This is a genomic window from Ramlibacter sp., from assembly GCF_035655895.1.
In the GTDB taxonomy this organism is placed as follows: domain Bacteria; phylum Pseudomonadota; class Gammaproteobacteria; order Burkholderiales; family Burkholderiaceae_C; genus Ramlibacter.
The window spans coordinates 209,438-231,032 of the sequence record NZ_DASRTN010000011.1 but is presented as its reverse complement, the minus strand read 5'-3'; the positions used below and the strand labels follow the sequence as shown (position 1 = coordinate 231,032).

Sequence of the window (21,595 nt, the reverse complement as noted above, 5' to 3'; positions counted from 1 at the left end):
AACGATGGGCCCCATTTCCCGTCGCGCGGCACTGCACCGCCTGGGCGGCCTCTCGGCGGCACTGGTCGCCGCACCGGCTTTTGCCCAGTCGGCCTGGCCGAACAAGCCGATCCGCTACATCGTGCCGTTCGCGCCGGGCGGCACCACCGACATCCTGGGGCGCATCGCCGGCGAGAAGCTCGCGCCCATCCTGGGCCAGCCCGTCGTGATCGACAACAAGGCGGGTCAGGGCGGCTCGATCGGCGCCGCCGAACTGGCCAGGGCGGTGCCCGACGGCTACACCATCGGAGGCGGCACGATCAGCTCGCATGCGATCAATGCGTCGCTCTACAGCAAGCTGAGCTACGACCCGATCACCAGCTTCGCCCCGATCACGATGTACGCGACGCAGCCGAACGTGCTCCTGGTGCATCCCGGCGTGCCGGCGGGCAACCTGGCCGAGTTCATCCGGCTGCTCAAGGCCAGTCCCGACAAGTACGGCTTCGGTTCGGCCGGCAGCGGCACCTCGCAGCACATCTCGGGCGAACTGTTCAAGAGCATGGCGGGGGTCGCCATGCAGCACATCCCGTACCGCGGCAGCGGGCCGATGATGACCGACCTGCTGGGCGGCAACCTGCAGGTGGCGGTCGACAACATCGCCACCGCCATCCCGCACATGAAGTCGGGCAAGCTGCGGGCGCTGGCCGTCACCACGGCGTCGCGGTCGCAGGCGGCGCCCGACGTGCCCACGTTCGCCGAGCAGGGCCTCACCGGCTACGAACTCAGCTCCTGGCAGGCGGTGTTCGCACCGGCCGGCACCCCGCAGCCGATCATCGAGCGGCTGCACACCGAGATCGCGCGCATCCTCAAGCTGCCCGACATCCAGAAGCGCTTCGCCGACCTCGGGCTCGATCCCAGCGGCATGGCGCCCCAGGAACTCGCCGCGGTCGTGCGCACCGACGTGCCCCGCCTGGGCAAGGTCGTGCGCGACAGCGGGGCCAAGGCCGACTAAGGCTTGCCGCCGCCAAGGAAGAGCTGGCCGCGTCGGGGCGGCTAGAATGCGCGGTTCCCTGTGAGGCGCGCGCCGGGACTGCCGGCGCGGGCCCTTATCCCGCACCTTCCATGGCATTGATCGTTCACAAATACGGCGGCACGTCGATGGGCTCGACCGAGCGCATCCGCAACGTCGCCAAGCGCGTGGCCAAGTGGGTCCGCGCAGGCCACCAGCTGGTGGTCGTGCCCAGCGCGATGAGCGGCGAGACCAACCGCCTGCTCGGCCTGGCCAAGGAGCTCGCCCCCGCCAAGCCCGGCGATGCCTACCTGCGCGAGCTGGACATGCTCGGCTCCACCGGCGAGCAGGTGTCGGTGGGCCTGCTGTCCATCGCGCTGCAGGCCGAGGGCCTGGAGGCGGTCAGCTACGCCGGCTGGCAGGTGCCGATCCGCACCAACAGCGCGTACACCAAGGCCCGCATCGAGTCGATCGACGACCGCAAGGTGCGCGCCGACCTCGCCGCGGGCAAGGTCGTGGTCATCACGGGCTTCCAGGGCGTGGACGACGGCGGCAACATCACCACCCTGGGCCGCGGCGGCAGCGACACGTCGGCGGTGGCGGTGGCGGCGGCGATGAAGGCGGCCGAGTGCCTGATCTACACCGACGTCGATGGCGTCTACACCACCGACCCGCGCGTGGTGCCCGAGGCGCGGCGGCTGGCGACGGTCAGCTTCGAGGAAATGCTCGAGATGGCCTCGATGGGCTCCAAGGTGCTGCAGATCCGCTCGGTGGAATTCGCCGGCAAGTACAAGGTGCCGCTGCGCGTCCTGTCCAGCTTCACCCCCTGGGACATCCCGATCGAGGAAGAGGCCAAGTCCGGCACCCTGATCACTTTCGAGGAAGACGAACAAATGGAACAAGCCGTCGTTTCCGGCATTGCCTTCAACCGCGACGAAGCCAAGGTGTCGATCCTGGGCGTGCCCGACAAGCCCGGCATCGCCTACACCATCCTGGGCGCCGTGGCCGACGCCAACATCGAGGTCGACGTCATCATCCAGAACCTCTCCAAGGACGGCAAGACCGACTTCAGCTTCACCGTGCACCGCAACGACTACGCGCGCACGGTCGACCTGCTGAAGGGATCGGTCCTGCCGACCCTGGGCACCGACCGCATCGAGGGCGACACGCGCATCTGCAAGGTCAGCATCGTGGGCATCGGCATGCGCAGCCACGTGGGCATCGCCAGCAAGATGTTCCGTGCCCTGTCCGAGGAAGGCATCAACATCCAGATGATCTCGACCAGCGAGATCAAGACCTCGGTGGTGATCGACGAGAAGTACATGGAGCTCGCCGTCCGTGCGCTGCACCGTGCGTTCGACCTCGACCAGCCGGCGGCGGCCTGAAGAGTCAATGCTTGGGGCATAATCGCACATCGCAGGAAACGTGACCGAGAGGCCGAAGGTGCTCCCCTGCTAAGGGAGTATGCGGTGTAGAGCCGCATCGAGGGTTCGAATCCCTCCGTTTCCGCCAGAACACAGAACGCCCCTCCCGGGGCGTTTTCTGTTTCCGGAGGCACTTCTCACCCGGTTCCACGGCCCGTTCACCCGGCCTGTTCACGCGCCCCTGTTCTCGCTGCGCGGGCCGGCGTCCGGCAGTTCCTGCGCCGCCGACGTCGGCAGGCCGACCGACAAGGCTTGCTCCCGGTTCCTGACAGGCGCAGCGCGGCATCACGCAAGAATGAACGACACCACTTCCTTCGACGCACGCCCATGTTCCTGTTCTTCTCGAACCGCCTCGGCTGGGGCGGATCCATCCTGCTGTCGGTCGCGCTGACGCTCCTGCTGCTCTTCCTGTTCGGCGTGTTCTGAGTGGCCGGGGCCCGGGCGTGCCAGGCGTCCCGTCCGTTACCCTCCGAAGCTGGACCACGGATCGGCCGAATGCGGCTGCCACGCGCGCACGTTCCACTGCAGAGCAGATGGCCTTTCGGCGCTGAACGAGAATGCCAGGAAGCCGGTCTGCCAGCCCAGAGGGGTCCGCAGCCGAGCCAGGATGCCGTCGCGGCTGTGTCTCGCTGGTAAGCTGCGCGGCCTGCTGTCCAGGCTGCCATGGCGCGCACCGATCTTCCCCTGAACCCCGACTTCCGGGCGCTGTTCGAAGCGACCCCGAGTCCCTATCTGGTGCTGACGCCGCAGCTGGTGATCGCGGCGGTGAACGAGGCGTACCTGCAGGCCACGCGCCGCACGCGCGAGGACCTGCTGGGGCAGCACGTCTTCGCCGCATTCCCCGACAACCCGGACGAGCCGGCCGCCAGCGGCGTGCAGAACCTGCGCAGGTCGCTGGAGCGCGTGCTGCGCGACCGCACGGCGGACACGATGGCGATCCAGCGCTACGACATCCCGGTCGGCGATCCGGCCGCAAGACGTTTCGAGCTGCGCTACTGGAGCCCGGTGAACACGCCGGTGCTGGGACCCGATGGCCGCATCGCGCACATCATCCACCGCGTCGAGGACGTCACGGCCTTCGTCCAGCAGCAGCACCGGCAGGAGGAGGCCGCCTCGGCGCTGGCCGACCAGGCGCTCGAGATCCAGGCGGCCAACAAGCGGCTGAGCGATAGCCAGCAGGAGGCGTTGGACCTGGCGCAGCAGGCGGCTGCCGAACGACGGCGGCTGGATGCCGTGCTCGACGCCGTTCCGGTCAGCGTCCTGGTCGTCGACGCGCAGGGCATGCTGCTGCGCATCAACGCCGCCACCGAACGTCTCTGGGGGCCGATGCCGTCGACGCTCGGCGGGCGTGTCGTCGACCACGACTGGACAGGCTGGTGGGCGGATGGTTCGGCGCGCGACGGCCTTCCGGTTTCTCCGGCCGAGTGGCCATTGGCACGTGCGCTGGCGGGCGAGCACGTCCGTGGCGAGATCATCGAGGTGCAGACCTTCGATGCGGCGCCCAAGCGCCGGGTCGTCCTGTCCTCCGCGGCGCCGATCCGCGATGCGCGCGGCAACGTTGCCGGCGCGGTGGTGGTCTCGATGGACATCAGCGAGCGCGTGCGGGCGGAGCAGGCCTTGCGCGAGGCGGACCGGCGCAAGGACGAGTTCCTGGCGATGCTGGCGCACGAGTTGCGCAACCCGCTCGCGCCGATCCGCTCGGCCGCCGACCTGCTGGCGATGGGGCGCCTGGAAGGCGAGCGCCTGCGGCAGACCAGCGCCATCGTGGTGCGCCAGGTGCGGCACATGACGGCAATGATCGACGACCTGCTCGACGTCTCGCGCGTGACGCGCGGGCTGGTCCAGCTCGACACCGAGCGCCTGGACGCCAGGCACATCGTGGCCGAGGCTGCGGAACAGGTGCGGCCGCTGATCGATGCGCGCCGGCACCGCCTGGCGCTGCACACCACAGCATACGCCGCGGACGTGATCGGCGACCACAAGCGCCTCGTGCAGGTCATGGCCAACATCCTGGCCAATGCCGCCAAGTACACGCCGGACGGCGGGCAGATCGATGCGACGGTCGAGCGGGCCGGCGACCGGGTCGTGGTGCGCGTGCGTGACAACGGGGCCGGCATGACGCAGGAATTGCTCGCCCGTGCCTTCGACCTGTTCGCCCAGGCCGAGCGCAGCCCCGATCGCGCGCAAGGCGGGCTCGGGATCGGGCTGGCGCTGGTCAGGCGGCTGGTGGAACTGCACGGCGGGGTGGTCGCGGCGCACAGCGAAGGGCCGGGGCGGGGCAGCCTGCTGGTGGTCGAGCTGCCGGCGGCCCGGGAGCCGGCAGGCCGCGATCCCAAGGAGGTGGAACCGAAGGTGCCGGCGCCCGCATCCCGGCCCCTCCGGATCCTCGTGGTCGATGACAACGAGGACGCGGCGGCGATGCTGGCCATCCTGCTGCAGGCGCTGGGGCACCAGGTGCTGGTCGAACACGGTCCTGCCTCTGCACTTCGCCGGGTCCAGGAGGAACCGGTGGACGCGTGCCTGCTCGACATCGGCCTGCCTGGCATGGATGGCTACCAGCTCGCCAGGCAGTTGCGCCAGCAGCCGTCGACCCGGTCCGCGCTGCTGGTGGCAGTGACCGGCTACGGACACGAGCAGGATCGCAGTCGGGCGCTGGACGCGGGCTTCGACCACCACCTGGTCAAGCCCGTGCAGATCGCCGCCCTTGCCCAGCTGCTCGCCGGGCAGGAGGGTGCCGGTCCTGCGGCGCGGGCCCGGTAGACGGCTCGGCAAAGAAAAAGCCGCCCACGGGCGGCTTTTTCTTCGCTGGGCGCCGGTCAGGCTTTGCGCGGCGCCGTGACGTTCGGGGCAGCGGCCGTGCGGCCGGCCGGCTGGCTGGAGGCGACCTTGCCGCTCAGGCCCTGCGCGCTGGCGCGGCCGGCGACGGAAGGCGGCAACTGCAACCCGTACGACGCGGCAGTGACTGCCAGGATCACGGGCACGCGCTGGAGCATGGAGCTGGTTTTCCGTTCGTTCATTGTTGGACTCCTTGAACTGCTGGGAGACCACGAGTATTGCCCCGAAACATGGCAACCCGATGACGAACTGCTGGGTTTGACGTGACAAATGGTTGGGCTCCCACGCGCATGTCGGCGGGGTCCGACGCGCGTCACTCGTCGTCGAGCGAGGCGCTCCACCGGTCGCCCCAGCCGCGCTGCGCCTCGTCGAGTTCGCGCCGCCCGCGCTTGGTGGGCCGGCCATGCTCGATCGACAGCGCCGGCTCCTTGGCGAACCGCCGCTGCCGGGCCGCTTCCTCGCGCGCCTGCAGGCTCTCGGCGGTCTCCTCGTACAACTGCTGGGCCACCGGAGCGGGACCGCGCGTGTTCGACACGCCGCGCACGACCACCGTGCGCGTGACCGACTCGCGCCGCACCGACACCGTGTCGCCGACCTTCACTTCTCGCGCCGGCTTGGCTTCCTGGCCGTTCACCTCGACGCGGCCCTTGCCGATCTCTTCTGCCGCGAGCGTGCGCGTCTTGTAGAAGCGCGCGCTCCACAGCCACTTGTCAATGCGCAGCTTGTCCATGCCCCTCCATTGTGGCAAGAGGCAGCCGGACCGTGGCGTCCAGCCCGCTGATTCGACCCTGCTCCATGCGGTTGTCCAGCACCAGCGCGCCGCCCAGCGCGGCCACGATCTCCTGGCAGATCGCCAGTCCCAGGCCGGACCCGCTGCGCACGTCGCCGGCCGCGAACGGCTGGAAGAGCCGCTCGCGCAGTGCGGGCGCGATGCCGGGGCCGGTGTCGCCCAGGGTCAGGGCCAGCCAGCCGGCGTCGGCCAGCAGCCGCACCGACAGCGCGCCGCCGGGCGGGCAATGGCGGATCGCGTTGTGCAGCAGGTTGCGCGTGAGTTCGCGCAGCATCCACTCGTGGGCGCGCACGGGCGCGGCCCGCACGTCCATGGAGAAGTCGAGGTCCCGGTCGGCGACCAGCGGCGAGAGATCGAGCGCGACCGACCGCACGATCCCCGCCATGTCGCACACCGGCGCATCGGCCTGCTGCCGCAGTTGCTCGACCTTGGCCAGCGACAGCATCTGGTTGGCCAGCAGCGTGGCACGCTCGACGGTGGCTTCGACCTCCTGCAATGCCTGCCGCGGCTCGAGGTCGCCGCGCAGGGCCGACTGCACCTGGGTCTTCAGCACGGCCAGCGGGGTGCGCAGCTGGTGCGCGGTGTCGCGCACGAAGCGCTTCTGGTTCTCCAGCAACCGGGCCAGCCGGCCCATCACGGCGTTGGTGGCCTCCACCAGCGGCAGCAGTTCGCGCGGCGCGTGCGGCGCCTCGATCGGTGTGAGGTCGCCCTCCGCGCGCGCCTGCAGACGGGCCGACAGCTGCCGCACCGGCCGGGTGGCGCGTTGCACGACCAGCAGCACCACCAGCGCGATCACCGCGACCAGCAGCGCCTGGCGCCACAAGGTGTCCACCAGGATCTGGCGCGCCACCGCGCGGCGCAGCTGCAGCGTCTCGGCCACCTGCACCACGGCCATGCCGCGCCCGTGCGCCCCGGCCACCGGCTGCAGCAGCACCGCCACGCGCACCTCCTCGCCGTGGAACCGCTCGTCGTAGAAGTCGACCAGCGCCGCGTACGGCGGGCGGGCCGGAATCTCGCCGTGCCAGAACGGCAGGTCATCGAAGCCCGACACCAGTTCGCCATGCAGGCTGGAGACCCGGTAGAACAGCCGGCTGCGGTTGTCGGCCTCGAAGGCCTCCAGGGCGGAGTAGGGCACGGTGGCGCGGATGCGGGCGGCGCCGTCCACGCCGTCGACCTCGAGCTGTTCGCCGATCACCTTGGCCGAGGCCAGCAGCGTGCGGTCGTACGCGGTGTTCAGCGCCGCCAGCGCGCGGCCGTACAGGCTGATCCCGTTGGCGATGATCAGGGCCAGCACCGGCACCAGGATGCCCACCAGCAGATGGCGCCGCAGCGAGCCGGCCCTCATGCCGCCTTGATCAGGTAGCCCAGCCCGCGCAGGGTCATCAGGGTCGCCGCCGTCCCCTGCAGCTTCTTGCGCAATCGGTACACCACGACCTCGACCGCTTCCGGATGCACGTCCTGCTCGCCCGGGAACACCAGCTCGAACAGGCGCTCCTTGCTGACGGCATGGCCCGGCCGCGCCATCAGCGCCTGCAGCAGTGCGGCCTCGCGCGGCGTGAGTTCGAGCACCTGCGCACCGTGGTAGACCGCGCCGCTGGCGCGGTCCAGGCGCAGGTCCGCCACGTGCAGGTCCTCGGGCGGCGCCGCGGCCTCGCCGCGCCGGCGTCCCAGCGCGCGGAGGCGGGCCTCCAGCTCGTCCAGATCGAACGGCTTGGGCAGGTAGTCGTCGGCGCCGGCGTTCAGGCCCACCACCCGGTCGCCAACCGTTCCGCGCGCCGTCAGGATCAGCACGGGCGTGGCCAGGCCGTCGCGCCGGGCGCTCTCCAGCACCTGCAGCCCGTCCAGCCCGGGCAGGCTGAGGTCCAGCACCACGACGTCGGGCGGGGCCATCCGCCAGCGCGCGAGCGCGTGCGCGCCGTCGCCGCAGCAGTCGACGGCCAGCCCGCGGCGCGCCAGGGTCCGCTCGAGCGCGGCGCGCATGGAAGGGTCGTCCTCGACCAGCAGCACTTTCATGGGAGAGGGCGAGGGTAGCGGGGCCGTGCCCGCCCCCCGGTTCAGTAGTTTCCCCAATCCGCTGGACAGCCGATTGACAGCCGGCCAGCGCATGATCCCCGGACCACGAACGAACGCCACAGGAGACACCATGCGTCGCGACACCTTCCTCAAGAGCCTGGCGGCGCTGGCCGCGAGCGGCGCGCTGCCGCTGTCGGTGCAGGCCGCCACGGCGGTCAAGCTGATGATCCCGGCCAATCCAGGCGGCGGATGGGACACGACAGGCCGCGCGCTGGGCAAGGCGCTGCAGGAGGCCAAGGCGGCCGACAGCGTGACCTACGACAACAAGGGCGGCGCGGCCGGCGCGCTCGGCCTGGCGCAGTTCGTCAACGCCAGCAAGGGCGACCCGAACGCGCTGATGGTGATGGGCGCCGTGATGCTGGGCGGCATCATCACGGGCAAGCCGCCGGTGAACCTGTCGCAGGCCACGCCGATCGCCCGCCTGACCAGCGAGTACAACGTGTTCGTGCTGCCGTCGAACTCGCCGTTCAAGACCATGGCCGACGTGGTCGCCCAGCTGAAGAAGGACCCGGGGAGCGTCAAGTGGGGTGGCGGCTCGCGCGGCTCCACCGAGCACATCGCGGCGGCCATGATCGCCCAGAAGGTCGGCGTCGACCCGTCCAAGATCAACTACGTGGCCTTCCGGGGCGGCGGCGAGGCCACGGCGGCCATCCTCGGCGGCAACGTCACGGTCGGCGGCAGCGGCTACAGCGAATTCGCCGAGTACATCAAGGCGGGCAAGATGCGGCCGGTCGCGGTCACCTCGGGCAAGCGCCTGAACGACGTGCCCACGCTCAAGGAGCAGGGCATCGACGTCGAGATCGGCAACTGGCGCGGCGTGTACGGCGCCCCCGGCATCACCGATGCCCAGAAGAAGGCCCTGACCGACATGGTGCTGGCCGCCCTGAAGACCAGGTCCTGGCAGGAATCACTCGAGAAGAACGACTGGACGCCGGCGGTGCTCGCCGGGCCGGCGTTCGCCAAGTTCGTGGACGACGAGTTCGCCAGCCTCCGCGCCACGATGGTCAAGTCCGGCATGGTCTGACCGGCGGCGCACCAACTGCCCAGACCTTCGCACGCCCGGTCCTGCCGGGCGTTTTCATGCGCATCCCGTGGAGGCTCCCATGCCAGACCGCTCCCCATCCTCTCCCCGCCGGGCCCAGGCAGTCGTCGGCGCCGGCATCGTGCTGCTGGGCCTGGGCATCGCCGCGGGCGCGGTGGACATCCCGTCGGGGGCAGGGTACGGAGGTGTCGGCCCGAACTTCCTGCCGTGGGCGGTTGCCGGCGTGCTAGCCCTGTGCGGCGTCCTCATCGTGCGCGAGGCGCTGGGCGGCGGGTTCCGCAACATGGAGGCACCCTCGGGTGCCGCGCGGGCCTGGTGGCCGGGCCTGGCGTGGGTGTCGGCGGGCCTGCTGGCCAACGCGGCGCTGATCACCGTGGTCGGCTTCATCCTCAGCTGCACCCTGTGCTACCTGCTGGCGGTGCAGGGCTTGCGGCGTGCGACGGGACAGGCGGCCGCGGGCGCGCGCACGCTGCTGGTCGACGCCGCCACGGGACTGGCGATCGCCGCACCGGTGTACTGGATGTTCACCCGCCTGCTGGCCATCAACCTGCCGGGCCTGACCGGCACCGGCTGGCTCTGAAGGAGGCCCCATGGACATCCTCGGTGCGCTCCTGCATGGCTTCGCGGTCGCGATCACGCCAGCCAACCTGCTCTGGGCCCTGGTCGGCTGTGCCCTGGGCACGGCGGTCGGCGTCCTGCCTGGCATCGGCCCGGCCGTGGCCGTCGCGATGCTGCTGCCGATCACCGCGAAGGTCGACATCACCTCGTCGATGATCTTCTTCTCGGGCATCTACTACGGCGCGATGTACGGCGGCTCGACCACCTCGATCCTGCTGAACACGCCGGGCGAGACGGCCAGCATGGTCACCGCCATGGAGGGCAACAAGATGGCCAAGAGCGGCCGCGCCGGCGCAGCGCTCGCGACCGCCGCGATCGGTTCCTTCGTCGCCGGCACGATCGCCACCGTCATCGTCACGCTGTTCGCGCCCTACGTGGCCGATGTCGCCGTGCGGCTCGGCCCGCCGGAGTATTTCCTGCTCATGGTGCTGGCGTTCACGACCGTCAGCGCGGTGCTGGGGCAGAGCACGCTGCGTGGCATGACGTCGCTGTTCCTGGGCCTGGCGATCGGGCTCGTGGGACTGGACCAGATCTCCGGGCAGGCCCGCTACACCTTCGGCGTGCCCGAGCTGCTGGACGGCATCGAGATCGTGCTGGTCGCGGTGGGCCTGTTCGCCGTCGCCGAGGTGCTGTACTTCGCGCTCTACGAAGGCCGCGAGAAGGAGACCCGCAACACCATGAGCCGGGTGTCCATGACGGGGCGCGACTGGAAGCGCTCGATCCCGGCATGGCTGCGGGGAGCCGCGATCGGCACGCCGTTCGGCTGCATCCCGGCCGGCGGCACCGAGATCCCCACCTTCCTCAGCTATGCCGTGGAGAAGAAGCTGGCCAAGGGCCAGGACCGGGCCGAATTCGGCAGCACCGGCGCGATCGAAGGCGTGGCCGGCCCCGAGGCGGCCAACAATGCCACCGTGACCGCCGCCATGATCCCGCTGCTGACGCTCGGCCTGCCCACCTCCAACACCACCGCCATCCTGCTCGGCGCGTTCCAGAACTACGGCATCCAGCCGGGCCCGCAACTGTTCACCACCTCGGCGGCGCTGGTGTGGGCGCTGATCGCGTCGCTCTACATCGGCAACGTGATGCTGCTGATCCTGAACCTGCCGCTGGTGCGGCTGTGGGTCCAGTTGCTCAGGATCCCAAAGCCCCAGCTGTACGCGGGCATCCTGATCTTCGCGACGGTGGGCGCCTACGGCATGCGCCAGAGCGCGTTCGACCTGGTGCTGCTGTGGGGGATCGGGCTGCTGGGCGTGCTGATGCGCCGCTTCGACTTCCCGACGGCACCGGTGGTGGTGGGCATGATCCTGGGACCGCTCGCCGAGGCCCAGCTGCGCAACGCCGTCTCGATCGGGGAGGGGAGTGCGGCGGTGTTCGTGCAACGGCCGATGTCGCTGGCGCTGCTGGCCGTCATCGTCCTGGTGCTGGTGCTGCCGCGGCTGGTGAAGCTGCTGTCGACCCGGCGCCGCGCAGCGGCGGCCTAGGCGGGTGGGGAGGGCGGCGCCGCTAACATCGCCGCATGCCGCAAGACGACAGCCTGCCCCGCGACGGCCAGCGCATCCTGGAGCTGGCCGCGCGGTCGATGTTCGACCTGTTCGCCACCGCCAGCGAGGGCATGCTGCTGGTGGACCGCGACGCCCGGGTGGTGTGGATCAACGAGCAGTACAAGCGCTTCCTGCCGGCGCTCGGCTTCGAGCGCATCGAGGACTTCGTCGGCCATCCGGTCGCGCAGGTGGTGCAGAACACCGAGATGCACCGGGTGCTGCGCACCGGCAAGCCGATCCTGATCGACCTGCTGTCGAACAAGGCCGGCACCTTCGTGGTCAGCCGCATCCCCTTGCGCGACGACAGCGGCCAGGTGATCGGGGCGCTGGGCATCGTGCTCTTCGACCACCCCGAGACCACGCTGCAGCCCCTGATCCAGAAGTTCGCGCGGCTGCAGCGCGACCTCGACGACGCCCGGCGCGAACTCGCCAGCCAGCGCCGCACCAAGCACACGCTGGCCAGCTTCGTCGGCTCCAGCCCGCCGGCGGTCGAGGTCAAGCGGCAGGCCCGGCGGGCTGCCCTGTCGTCCAGCCCGGTGCTGCTGCTGGGCGAGACGGGAACCGGCAAGGAACTGCTGGCGCACGCCATCCATGCGGCCTCGCCGCGGGCGTCCGGGCCGCTGGTCAGCATCAACATCGCCGCGGTGCCCGACACGCTGCTGGAGGCCGAGTTCTTCGGCGTCGCGCCGGGTGCCTACACGGGCGCCGACCGCAAGGGGCGCCAGGGCAAGTTCAAGCTGGCCGACGGCGGCACGCTGTTCCTCGACGAGATCGGCGACATGCCGCTGCCGCTGCAGGCCAAGCTGCTGCGGGCCCTGCAGGAAGGCGAGATCGAGCCGCTGGGCTCCAACCAGGTCGTCGCCTTTGATGCCCGCGTGATCGCCGCCACCTCGCGCGACCTGGGTGCGCTGGTGCGCGAGGGCCGTTTCCGCGAAGACCTGTACTACCGGCTCAACGTGCTGCCGATCCGGGTGCCGCCATTGCGCGAGCGCCGCGCCGACATGCCGGCGCTGGTGGAGGTGCTGGGCGAGGCGATGGCCTTGCGCAACGGGAGCCCGCCCCCGGAGATCGGCCCCGACGCCATCGCGCTGCTGGCCGCGCAGGACTGGCGCGGCAACATCCGCGAGCTGCGCAACGTGCTCGAACAGGCCGCGATGCGCAGCGACACCCACCGGGTGGAGGTGGACCACCTCGAGGCGGTGCTGCAGGAGGCCGGCGTCGAGCGCATCGCGCCGCGTCCGCTGGTCGCCGCCGGCGCAGCCGCCGGACCGACCGACCGGTTGAGGCCGCTGGCAGAACAGGTGGCCGAGGTCGAACGCGCGGCCATCCACGCTGCCATGGCCGCCACCGGCGGCAACAAGGTCGCGGCGGCACGCCTGCTGGGCATCTCGCGCGCCAAGCTCTACGAGCGGCTTGGCGATCGGTTGGATGCCTGAAGCTGAGACAAATGTTTGATATTCAGACACTTCACTGTCTGAACATCGAGCATCGACGGGCCCTGAAAGAGGGCGCGTGCCAATGAAATCAAGCACTTGCGCTGCTGGCACGGGGCCTGCAGAGGCGATCCTGCTTTCGAAAACGCATTAGGAGACAAGAACATGCACCGTCGCACCTGGGTGGCGTTCGCCACGCTGGCCGCCTCCGCCCTGGCCGCCCCCCTGGCCTTCGCACAGGCCAAGGACCTCAAGATCGCGCACATCTACAGCCGCACCGGCCCGCTCGAGGCCTACGGCAAGCAGACCCACACGGGGCTGATGATGGGCCTTGACTACGCGACCGGCGGCACCATGGCCGTCAACGGCCGCAAGATCGTGGTCGTCGAGAAGGACGACCAGGGCAAGCCCGACCTGGGCAAGTCGCTGCTGGCGACGGCCTACTCCGACGACAAGGTGGACCTGGCCGTGGGCCCGACCTCGTCGGGCGTCGCGCTGGCGATGCTGCCGGTCGCCGAGGAGTACAAGAAGATCCTGCTGGTCGAGCCGGCCGTGGCCGACTCGATCACCGGCGAGAAGTGGAACAAGTACATCTTCCGCACCGGCCGCAACAGCTCGCAGGACGCGATCTCGAACGCGGTCGCGGTCGACAAGGAGGGTGTCTCCGTCGCCATGCTGGCGCAGGATTACGCCTTCGGACGCGACGGCGTCAAGGCGTTCAAGGACGCCCTGAAGAAGGCCAAGATCGTCCACGAGGAATACCTGCCGCCGACGACCACCGACTTCACTGCCGGCATCCAGCGCCTGATCGGCGCGCTCAAGGACAAGCCGGGGCGCAAGATCATCGCCGTCGTGTGGGCCGGCGGCACGCCGCCGTTCAACGCACTGGCCGACGCCGACCTGAAGAACCGCTTCGGCATCGAGGTGGGCACGGGCGGCAACATCCTGCCGGCGATGAGCGCCTACAAGCGCTTCCCGGGCATGGAAGGCGCGACCTACTACTACTTCGGCATCCCCAAGAACCCGGCCAACGAGGCCATGGTGTCGATGCACTACAAGCAGTTCAAGTCGCCGCCCGACTTCTTCACCGCCGGCGGCTTCTCGGCCGCGATGGCCGTGGTCGCCGCGCTGAAGAAGACCAACGCCGACACCGCAACCGACAAGCTCATCGCCGCCATGGAGGGCATGAGCTTCGAGACGCCCAAGGGCCGGATGACCTTCCGCAAGGAAGACCACCAGGCCATGCAGAGCATGTACCACTTCAGGATCAAGGTGGATCCGGCCTTCGCCTGGGGTGTGCCCGAACTGGTCCACGAGATCAAGCCGGACGAGATGAACGTCCCGATCCGCAACAAGCGCTGACGCGCCGCGGACGGCCACGGCGGCCGCCCGCCTCATCACCGAGCATGGAATGAACCCCCGGGCACACGGGGGCAGGGGACTCGCATCCCGAGCACCAATCCAAAGGAGACGCTCAATGAGGTTCAGACTGCTTCGCATCGTTGCCGCGGCCGCGGCGTTCGCCCTCGGGGGCGCCCACGCGGCGGTGCCCCTTTCCAAGCTCAACGTCGACAAGACGAAGATCTCGGTATCGGGACTGTCCTCGGGCGGCTTCATGGCCAACCAGCTCGGGTACGCGTACGCCGGCACCTTCATGGGCGTGGGCGTGTTCGCCGCCGGCCCGTACATGTGCGCGGGCCACAGCAACTACACCGCCTGCATGTACAACGCCACCGTCTCCAGCGCGATGCTCTCGACGATGCAGGCGGACATCGACAACTGGAGCGGCAGCGCCAACGATGCCAAGTCCGCGGTGGCGCGCCAGAAGATCTACATGTTCGTGGGCAACAACGACACGACCGTCGGCCCCAACCCCATGAACGCCGTGCAGGCCCAGTACGCGAGCAACGGGGTGCCGGCTGCCAACCTGTCGTACGTGAAGTACGCGAGCACCGCGCACGTGTTCCCGACCGACTTCGACAGCACGGGCAACAATGCCTGCAGCAGCAGCATCTCGCCGTACATCAGCAATTGCGGGTACGACGGCGCGAAGGCTGCGCTCTCGTGGTTCTACGGCACCCTGAACGCGCGCAACAACGCCCCGGCGGCCAGCAACTACGTCGAGTTCGACCAGACGCCCTACACCGCCGGCAACGCGGGGATGGCCACCAGCGGCTGGTTGTACGTTCCGGCCAGCTGCGCCGGCGGCGCCGTCTGCAAGCTGCACGTCGCGCTGCACGGCTGCCAGCAGGGCTACGCCACGATCGGCGACAAGTTCGTGCGCAACACCGGCTACACGCGCTGGGCCGACACCAACAACATCGTCGTGCTGTTCCCGCAGGCCAAGGTCGACAACAGCTCGCATCCGACGTCCGCCAGCGGCAACCTGGCCAACCCGAACGGTTGCTGGGACTGGATCGGCTGGTATGGCAACACCTTCGCGCAGAAGGCTGGCGTCCAGATGGCCGCGATCAAGAAGATGGTCGACCAGGTCGCGTCGGGCAGCGGCTCCTCGGATGGCGGCGGGACGACCGGCCTGCCGGCGCCGACCGGCGTGAGGACGTCCGGCGCCACCACCAGCAGCATGGTGCTCGGCTGGACCGCGGTGACGGGCGCGGCGAGCTACAACGTGTTCCGCAACGGCAACAAGGTCAACGCGCTCGGCGTCACGGGCACCAGCTTCACCGACACGGGGCTGGCCGCCGCGACCACGTACTCGTGGACGGTCGCGGCCGTGGACGCGAACGGCGTGCAGGGAGCGTTGTCGGCGGCCGCGAGCGGCACCACCACCGGCACCGCGGCGACCTGCTTCACTGCGAGCAACTACGCCCACACCACGGCCGGCCGGGCGACGACGTCGGGCGGCTACACCTATGCCAACGGTTCGAACCAGAACATGGGGCTGTGGAACACCTTCACCACCACGACCCTGAAACAGACCGGGCCCAACTACTACGTCATCGGCACCTGTCCCTGACCCTGCGCAACGTGACTTCGCTGACCACCCGAGACCTGACCATCCGCTTTGGCGGCCATGTGGCCGTCAATGGCGTGAGCTGCACCTTCGAGCCAGGCACGCTCACCGCCATCGTCGGCCCCAACGGCGCCGGCAAGACGACCTATTTCAACCTGATCTCGGGCCAGCTGAAGGCCACGGCCGGCACGGTGACCCTGGGCGGGCGCGACCTGTCGTCGCTGCCGGCGTCGCAGCGCACGCGCGCCGGCCTCGGCCGCGCCTTCCAGCTCACCAACCTGTTCCCCCGCCTGACGGTGCTGGAGAACGTCCGGCTGGCGGTGCAGGCCACGCGCGAAGGCCCGCACCGGCGCGGCTTCAACCTCTGGAGCGTCTGGAGCGACCACGCAGGCCTGGTGGACCGGGCCGACGACATCCTTGCCTCCGTCGCGCTGAAGGACAAGGCGCACGAACTGGTGGCCAACCTGCCGCACGGCGACCAGCGCAAGCTGGAGGTGGCCCTGCTGATGGCGCTGGAGCCGCAGGTGTTCATGTTCGACGAACCGACGGCGGGCATGAATGCCGCCGAGGCACCGGTGATCCTGGACCTGATCCGGCGGCTGAAGGCCGACCGCACCCGGACCATCCTGCTGGTCGAGCACAAGATGGACGTGGTGCGCGAGCTGGCCGACCGCATCATCGTGCTGCACAACGGCACGCTGGTCGCCGACGGCGAGCCGGCCGAGGTGATCGCCTCGCCCATCGTGCAGGAAGCCTACCTGGGGCTGGCGCCCCGGGACGCCGGCGGCGGTCCGGACGTTGCCGCCCCAAACAGCCTTTCCGTGTCCGCGGGCAGGAGCCAGCAGCCATGACCGATCTGCTCAGACTCGAGGGCGTCCACACGCACATCGGCGCCTACCACATCCTGCACGGTGTCGACCTGGTCGTGCCGCGCGGCCAGCTCACCATGCTGCTGGGACGCAATGGTGCCGGCAAGACCACGACGCTGCGCACGGTCATGGGCCTGTGGCGTGCGTCGCGCGGCCGCGTGGTGTTCGGCGACCGGGACATCACCGCGGTGCCCACGCCGCAGATCGCCGGCCTGGGCGTCGCCTACGTCCCCGAGACCATGGGCATCTTCGCCGACCTCACCGTGCGCGAGAACATGCTGCTGGCGGCGCGCTCCGCCCGGCACGCGGACCAGATGGACCCGGCGCGACTGCAGTGGATCTTCTCGCTGTTCCCCGCGGTCGAGAAGTTCTGGAACCACCCGGCCGGCAAGCTGTCGGGCGGGCAGAAGCAGATGCTGGCGGTGTCGCGCGCCATCGTCGAGCCGCGCGAGCTGCTGGTGATCGACGAGCCGAGCAAGGGCCTGGCGCCGGCCATCATCAACAACATGATCGACGCCTTTGCGCAGCTCAAGGCCAGCGGCGTGACGATCCTGCTGGTCGAGCAGAACTTCAACTTCGCCAGGCGGCTGGGCGACAACGTGGCGGTGATGGACAACGGCCGGGTGGTGCATGCGGGGCGCATGCAGGAGCTGGCCGAGAACGAGGAACTGCAGCAATCGCTGCTGGGGCTGGCGCTATGAAGGACCTGGACTGGAAACCGCTGGCCCTGGTGCCGCTGCTGGCGCTGCTGGTGCTGCCCTTCATCGGCTCGGCCTCGACCTGGGTGACCCTCACCGTCGCCGGCCTGGCGATGGGCATGATCATCTTCATCATCGCGTCCGGCCTGACCCTGGTGTTCGGCCTGATGGACGTGCTGAACTTCGGCCACGGCGTCTTCATCGCCCTGGGCGCGTTCGTCGCCACGAGCGTGCTGGGTGGGATGGCCGACTACACCGGCTCCGAGAGCCTGCTGCGCAACCTGCTCGCCGTGCTGCCCGCGATGCTGGCGGCGATGGCGGTGGCCGCCGCCATCGGCCTGGCGTTCGAGCGCTTCATCGTGCGCCCGGTGTACGGCAACCACCTCAAGCAGATCCTCATCACGATGGGCGGGATGATCATCGGCGAGGAGCTGATCAAGGTCGTCTGGGGGCCGCAGCAGATCCCGCTGCCGCTGCCGGCGGGCATGCAGGGCACGCTGCTGCTCGGCGAGGCCGCGGTGGAGAAGTACCGCCTGATCGCCGTGGTGGTGGGGCTGGCGGTGTTCGCGCTGCTCCTGTGGACGCTCACGCGCACCAAGCTCGGGCTCCTGATCCGCGCCGGCGTGCAGGACCGCGAGATGGTCGAGTCGCTGGGCTACCGCATCCACCTGCTGTTCGTCGGCGTGTTCGTCGCGGGCAGCGCGCTGGCCGGGCTGGGGGGCGTGATGTGGGGGCTGTACCAGCAGAACGTGGTGCCCCAGATGGGGGCGCAGGTCAACGTGCTGATCTTCATCGTGCTGATCATCGGCGGGCTGGGGTCGACCACCGGGGCCCTGATCGGTGCGCTGCTGGTCGGCCTGATGGCCAACTACACCGGCTTCCTGGTGCCCAAGGCGGCACTGTTCTCCAACATCCTGCTGATGATGGCCGTGCTGCTGTGGCGGCCGCAGGGCGTCTACGCGCTGAGCCGCTGAGCGACGAGTCCATGCTGCTGTCCCGCCTCCTGTCCAACGACTTCCCCCGCAGCCGCGTGCTGGCGGTCCTGCTCGTGGCGCTGCTGCTCGCGCTGGCGCTCACGCCCTTCCTCTTCCCCGGCGTGAAGGCGCTGAACGTGGCGGCCAAGGTGCTGGTGTTCACCGTGCTGGTCGCGAGCTTCGACCTGCTGCTGGGCTACACGGGCATCGTCAGCTTCGCCCACACCATGTTCTTCGGCATCGGCGCCTACGGCGTGTCCATCGCGCTCACGCGCATGGGCCCGGGCTGGGGGGCGCTGGCGCTGGGCGTGGCGGCGGCGCTGGTCCTGTCGTTCCTGCTCGCGCTGGCGATCGGCCTGTTCTCGCTGCGGGTGCGGGCGATCTTCTTCTCCATGATCACGCTGGCGTTCGCGGCGGCGTTCCAGACGCTGGCGTCCCAGCTGTCGGAGTTCACCGGTGGCGAGGACGGGCTGACCTTCAAGGTGCCCGAGGTGCTCTCGCCCAGCTTCGAGCTCTCGCCCGAGCCGTTCCTGGGGGTGAGCCTGGACGGCCGGCTGCTCTGCTACTACCTGCTGTTCGTCGCCGCGCTGGTGCTGGTGCTGGCGATGCTGCGCATCGTGAATTCGCCGTTCGGCCGCGTGCTGCAGGCCATCCGGGAAAACGAGTTCCGCGCCGAGGCGATCGGCTACCGCGTGGTGGTGTACCGCACCGCCTCGGCCATCCTGTCGGCGCTGTTCGCCACGCTGGCCGGCGCGATCCTGGCACTCTGGTTGCGCTACAACGGACCGGACACCTCCCTGTCGTTCGAGGTGATGCTGGACGTGCTGCTGATCGTGGTGATCGGCGGCATGGGCACCGTCTATGGCGCCGCCCTCGGCTCGGGCCTGTTCGTGGTGGCCCAGAGCTACCTGCAGGACCTGTTGCGGCTGGCGGGCGACGCAGCCTCCGCCGTCCCCTGGCTGTCCCCCCTGCTGTCGCCCGACCGCTGGCTGCTCTGGCTGGGGTTGCTGTTCGTGCTGTCCGTGTACCACTTTCCCACCGGCATCGTGGGCCGGCTGCGGGCCTCCGGGTCCGCGCCGGGCCGGACGGGCTCGCGCCCGGCGCCCGCATCCAAGACAGAAAACCACCAAGGAGACAACGTTGAACATCCCGCACCGGAAGGCCGCTAGACCGCGGCACCTGCTCTTGCTCGCGCCGCTGGCGCTGGCCGCCTGCGGCGGCGGCAACGAACTGCCGCCGGGCATCACCGAGCATGGCGTCACGGTGTATGCCGCAACCGCCCCGGGCGCGGGAACGACCGCCCAGACGCAGGACCTGCTGACCGGCGGCCTGGGCTACAGCGGGCTGCTTGCCCCGGTGCCGCCGGCCTACGCTGATCCGGTGCGTCCCACGGCCCTCGAACTGCGGCGCAACGCGCTGCATTCGGCCTACCGGCTGCTGGACACCACGCCGAACGGCGGCTTCGGCCGCCTCTACGGGCCGAACGTCACGGTCGACGAGGTGCCGACCGCCAGTGAAGGCCTGATCCCGGGACGCGAGTACCTGGCGTCGCTCGACGACGGCACCGGCGAGAAGCGCGTCGCCATCGCCGTGCAGATCCCCGACAGTTTCGATCCCGCCAATCCCTGCGTGGTCGTCGGACCGTCCTCCGGTTCGCGCGGCGTGTACGGCGCCATCAGCACGGCCGGCGAGTGGGGTCTCAAGCATGGCTGCGCGGTGGCGCTCACCGACACGGGCAAGGGCGTCGGCCTCTACGACCCGGCCGACGACACGGTCAACACGATCGCCGGCACGCGCGCCACGCGTGCCGAAGCCGGCACCCTCAACCACTTCGCGGCGCGCATCACCGATGCCGTCCGCGCTGCCTTCGACGTCGCGTTCCCGAACCGGATCGCCCTGAAACATGCGCACTCCCAGCAGAACCCGGAGAAGGACTGGGGGGCGGACACCCTGGTGGCGACCCAGTACGCCCTGTATGCGCTGAATGACCGCTACGGCACGCCGCAGAAGCCGGCGCCGTTCCACCCCCGCAACACGCTGGTGATCGCCGGGTCGGTCTCGAACGGCGGCGCGGCGGTGCTGCGCGCCGCCGAACTCGACCAGCACAAGCTGATCGACGGCGTGGTGGCGGGCGAGCCGCTGGTGCAGATGCCCACGGCTGCCGGCTACGGCATCGTCTTCGGCGGCCAGCCCGTGGCGGGCCACGGCAAGCCGGTGCTCGATTTCGTCACCTACGGCAACCTGTACCAGCCATGCGCCGCGCTGGCGGCCGGTGCGGCCATGACCGAGCTGACGTTCTTCAACTTCATGCCGATCGCAGGCATGACCGCCCGCGCCCAGGCACGATGCGACGGACTCGCCGCCAAGGGCCTGGTGGCCGGCGCGACGACCGCCGAGCGCAGCGCCGATGCGCTGGCCCGCCTGCGCGCCTATGGCTGGAGCGCCGAGCACGACCAGATGCACAACGCGCACTACGGTTTCGGCAACGGGCCCATCCTGTCGGCGATGTACACCATGGCCTATGGCCGGGCGTCCCTGCTCGACAACCTGTGCGGCAGCAGCTTCGCCGCCGTGGATGCGGCCGGCGCACCCGCGCCGATGGCGGCTGCGGTCAAGGCCCAGGCCTTCGCCACCATGAACGGAACCGCCAACGGCTCGCCGCCGGCCGCGGGTGTCTCGACCGCGCCCGCCGTGGTCTACAACGATTCGCTCGGCGGTGCGCGTGCCTGGCAGCTGGCCGTGTCGCCTTCCACCGGCGTGGCCGACTTCGGTCTCGACAACGCGCTGTGCCAGCGCGCGCTCGTCACCGGCAAGGATCCGGTGACGCAAGCGCCGCTGTCCGCGTCCTCCACCCCGACCAGGGCGCAGAGCGACGCGGTGCGGGCCGGCATGGCCGAGGTCACGATGACCTCGGACCTGAACCGCACGCCGACGCTGGTCGTGGCCGGGCGCAGCGATGCCTTGCTGCCGTCCAACAACTCGGCGCGTGCCTACGTGGCGCGCAACCGGGTGGTCGAAGGCCCCTCGCGCAAGCTGCGGTACATCGAAGTGACGAATGCCCAGCACTTCGACAGCTTCAATTCCCTCAGCGGCTTCGACACGCGCTTCGTGCCCCTGCACGTGTACTACAACCGCGCAATGGATGCGATGTGGGCGCACCTGCGCAGCGAGGCGCCCCTGCCGCCCAGCCAGGTGGTGCGGGCGCTCCCGCGCGGCGGCGTGCCAGGCGCGGCGCCCGCCGTGACCTCCCTCCACCTGCCGGCCATCGCCGCCGATCCCGCGCCCGCGGATGCCATCTCGTTCAGCGGCAACGCCGTGGCGATCCCGAACTGATGG

At 69.9% G+C, this 21,595-nt stretch carries 18 protein-coding genes and 1 tRNA gene; 15 read left to right on the top strand and 4 right to left on the bottom strand.

Going from position 1 to position 21,595, the window contains the following annotated elements; all coding sequences use genetic code 11:
• Window positions 1–4 precede the first annotated feature (4 nt).
• The 4 genes from VFE82_RS13465 (at window position 5) to VFE82_RS13450 (ending at window position 5,172) form a co-directional block, all read left to right on the top strand.
• Entirely contained in the window at window positions 5–991 is a 987-nt protein-coding gene (locus tag VFE82_RS13465; protein WP_325000828.1) for a tripartite tricarboxylate transporter substrate binding protein, read from the top strand.
• Between the two features lie 110 nt (window positions 992–1,101).
• Entirely contained in the window at window positions 1,102–2,373 is a 1,272-nt protein-coding gene (locus VFE82_RS13460) for an aspartate kinase (RefSeq protein WP_325000827.1), read from the top strand.
• A 34-nt stretch (window positions 2,374–2,407) separates the two neighbouring features.
• Window positions 2,408–2,500: transfer RNA gene (locus VFE82_RS13455), tRNA-Ser, on the top strand.
• Window positions 2,501–3,075: 575 nt separating this feature from the next.
• Complete coding sequence (locus VFE82_RS13450; RefSeq protein ID WP_325000826.1) at window positions 3,076–5,172, top strand: PAS domain-containing hybrid sensor histidine kinase/response regulator; 2,097 nt, start codon at window positions 3,076–3,078, stop codon at window positions 5,170–5,172.
• Window positions 5,173–5,228: 56 nt separating this feature from the next.
• On the opposite strand, the gene VFE82_RS13445 is transcribed toward VFE82_RS13450, so the two are convergent.
• From VFE82_RS13445 to VFE82_RS13430, 4 genes are all read right to left on the bottom strand, one after another.
• A complete protein-coding gene (locus VFE82_RS13445) occupies window positions 5,229–5,429 on the bottom strand; it encodes a hypothetical protein (RefSeq protein WP_325000825.1) in 201 nt (66 codons plus the stop codon).
• Between the two features lie 131 nt (window positions 5,430–5,560).
• On the bottom strand, window positions 5,561–5,977 hold the full coding sequence (locus VFE82_RS13440; protein ID WP_325000824.1) for an RNA-binding S4 domain-containing protein: 417 nt from the start codon (window positions 5,975–5,977) through the stop codon (window positions 5,561–5,563).
• Window positions 5,958–7,382, bottom strand: coding sequence for a sensor histidine kinase (locus VFE82_RS13435; RefSeq protein WP_325000823.1), 1,425 nt, complete (start codon window positions 7,380–7,382; stop codon window positions 5,958–5,960). The genes VFE82_RS13440 and VFE82_RS13435 overlap by 20 nt, the downstream gene beginning before the upstream one ends.
• Window positions 7,379–8,050 (bottom strand): response regulator transcription factor, encoded by a 672-nt coding sequence (locus VFE82_RS13430; protein WP_325000822.1) that lies wholly within the window; start codon window positions 8,048–8,050, stop codon window positions 7,379–7,381. The genes VFE82_RS13435 and VFE82_RS13430 overlap by 4 nt, the downstream gene beginning before the upstream one ends.
• 130 nt (window positions 8,051–8,180) lie before the next feature.
• Here VFE82_RS13430 and VFE82_RS13425 point away from each other — a divergent pair, with 130 nt between their 5' ends.
• The 11 genes from VFE82_RS13425 (at window position 8,181) to VFE82_RS13375 (ending at window position 21,592) form a co-directional block, all read left to right on the top strand.
• A complete protein-coding gene (locus VFE82_RS13425; RefSeq protein WP_325000821.1) occupies window positions 8,181–9,134 on the top strand; it encodes a Bug family tripartite tricarboxylate transporter substrate binding protein in 954 nt (317 codons plus the stop codon).
• A 79-nt stretch (window positions 9,135–9,213) separates the two neighbouring features.
• Window positions 9,214–9,732 carry a tripartite tricarboxylate transporter TctB family protein gene (locus tag VFE82_RS13420; RefSeq protein ID WP_325000820.1) on the top strand — a complete coding sequence of 173 codons (519 nt, stop codon included), beginning with the start codon at window positions 9,214–9,216 and terminating at the stop codon, window positions 9,730–9,732.
• 10 nt (window positions 9,733–9,742) lie between these two features.
• Entirely contained in the window at window positions 9,743–11,251 is a 1,509-nt protein-coding gene (locus VFE82_RS13415) for a tripartite tricarboxylate transporter permease (RefSeq protein WP_325000819.1), read from the top strand.
• Between the two features lie 35 nt (window positions 11,252–11,286).
• Window positions 11,287–12,747: a sigma-54 interaction domain-containing protein gene (locus tag VFE82_RS13410; protein ID WP_325000818.1), complete on the top strand. Its 1,461-nt coding sequence runs from the start codon at window positions 11,287–11,289 to the stop codon at window positions 12,745–12,747.
• Window positions 12,748–12,909: 162 nt separating this feature from the next.
• A complete protein-coding gene (locus VFE82_RS13405; protein ID WP_325000817.1) occupies window positions 12,910–14,106 on the top strand; it encodes a substrate-binding domain-containing protein in 1,197 nt (398 codons plus the stop codon).
• 115 nt (window positions 14,107–14,221) lie between these two features.
• Window positions 14,222–15,721: a hypothetical protein gene (locus VFE82_RS13400; RefSeq protein WP_325000816.1), complete on the top strand. Its 1,500-nt coding sequence runs from the start codon at window positions 14,222–14,224 to the stop codon at window positions 15,719–15,721.
• 11 nt (window positions 15,722–15,732) lie between these two features.
• Window positions 15,733–16,569 carry an ABC transporter ATP-binding protein gene (locus VFE82_RS13395; RefSeq protein ID WP_325000815.1) on the top strand — a complete coding sequence of 279 codons (837 nt, stop codon included), beginning with the start codon at window positions 15,733–15,735 and terminating at the stop codon, window positions 16,567–16,569.
• A complete protein-coding gene (locus VFE82_RS13390) occupies window positions 16,566–17,288 on the top strand; it encodes an ABC transporter ATP-binding protein (protein WP_325000814.1) in 723 nt (240 codons plus the stop codon). The genes VFE82_RS13395 and VFE82_RS13390 overlap by 4 nt, the downstream gene beginning before the upstream one ends.
• On the top strand, window positions 17,285–18,259 hold the full coding sequence (locus VFE82_RS13385; RefSeq protein WP_325000813.1) for a branched-chain amino acid ABC transporter permease: 975 nt from the start codon (window positions 17,285–17,287) through the stop codon (window positions 18,257–18,259). Before VFE82_RS13390 ends, VFE82_RS13385 begins: the two co-directional genes overlap by 4 nt.
• 11 nt (window positions 18,260–18,270) lie before the next feature.
• Window positions 18,271–19,428, top strand: coding sequence for a branched-chain amino acid ABC transporter permease (locus VFE82_RS13380; protein ID WP_325000812.1), 1,158 nt, complete (start codon window positions 18,271–18,273; stop codon window positions 19,426–19,428).
• Entirely contained in the window at window positions 19,400–21,592 is a 2,193-nt protein-coding gene (locus tag VFE82_RS13375; protein WP_414708756.1) for a 3-hydroxybutyrate oligomer hydrolase family protein, read from the top strand. Before VFE82_RS13380 ends, VFE82_RS13375 begins: the two co-directional genes overlap by 29 nt.
• Window positions 21,593–21,595 lie beyond the last annotated feature (3 nt).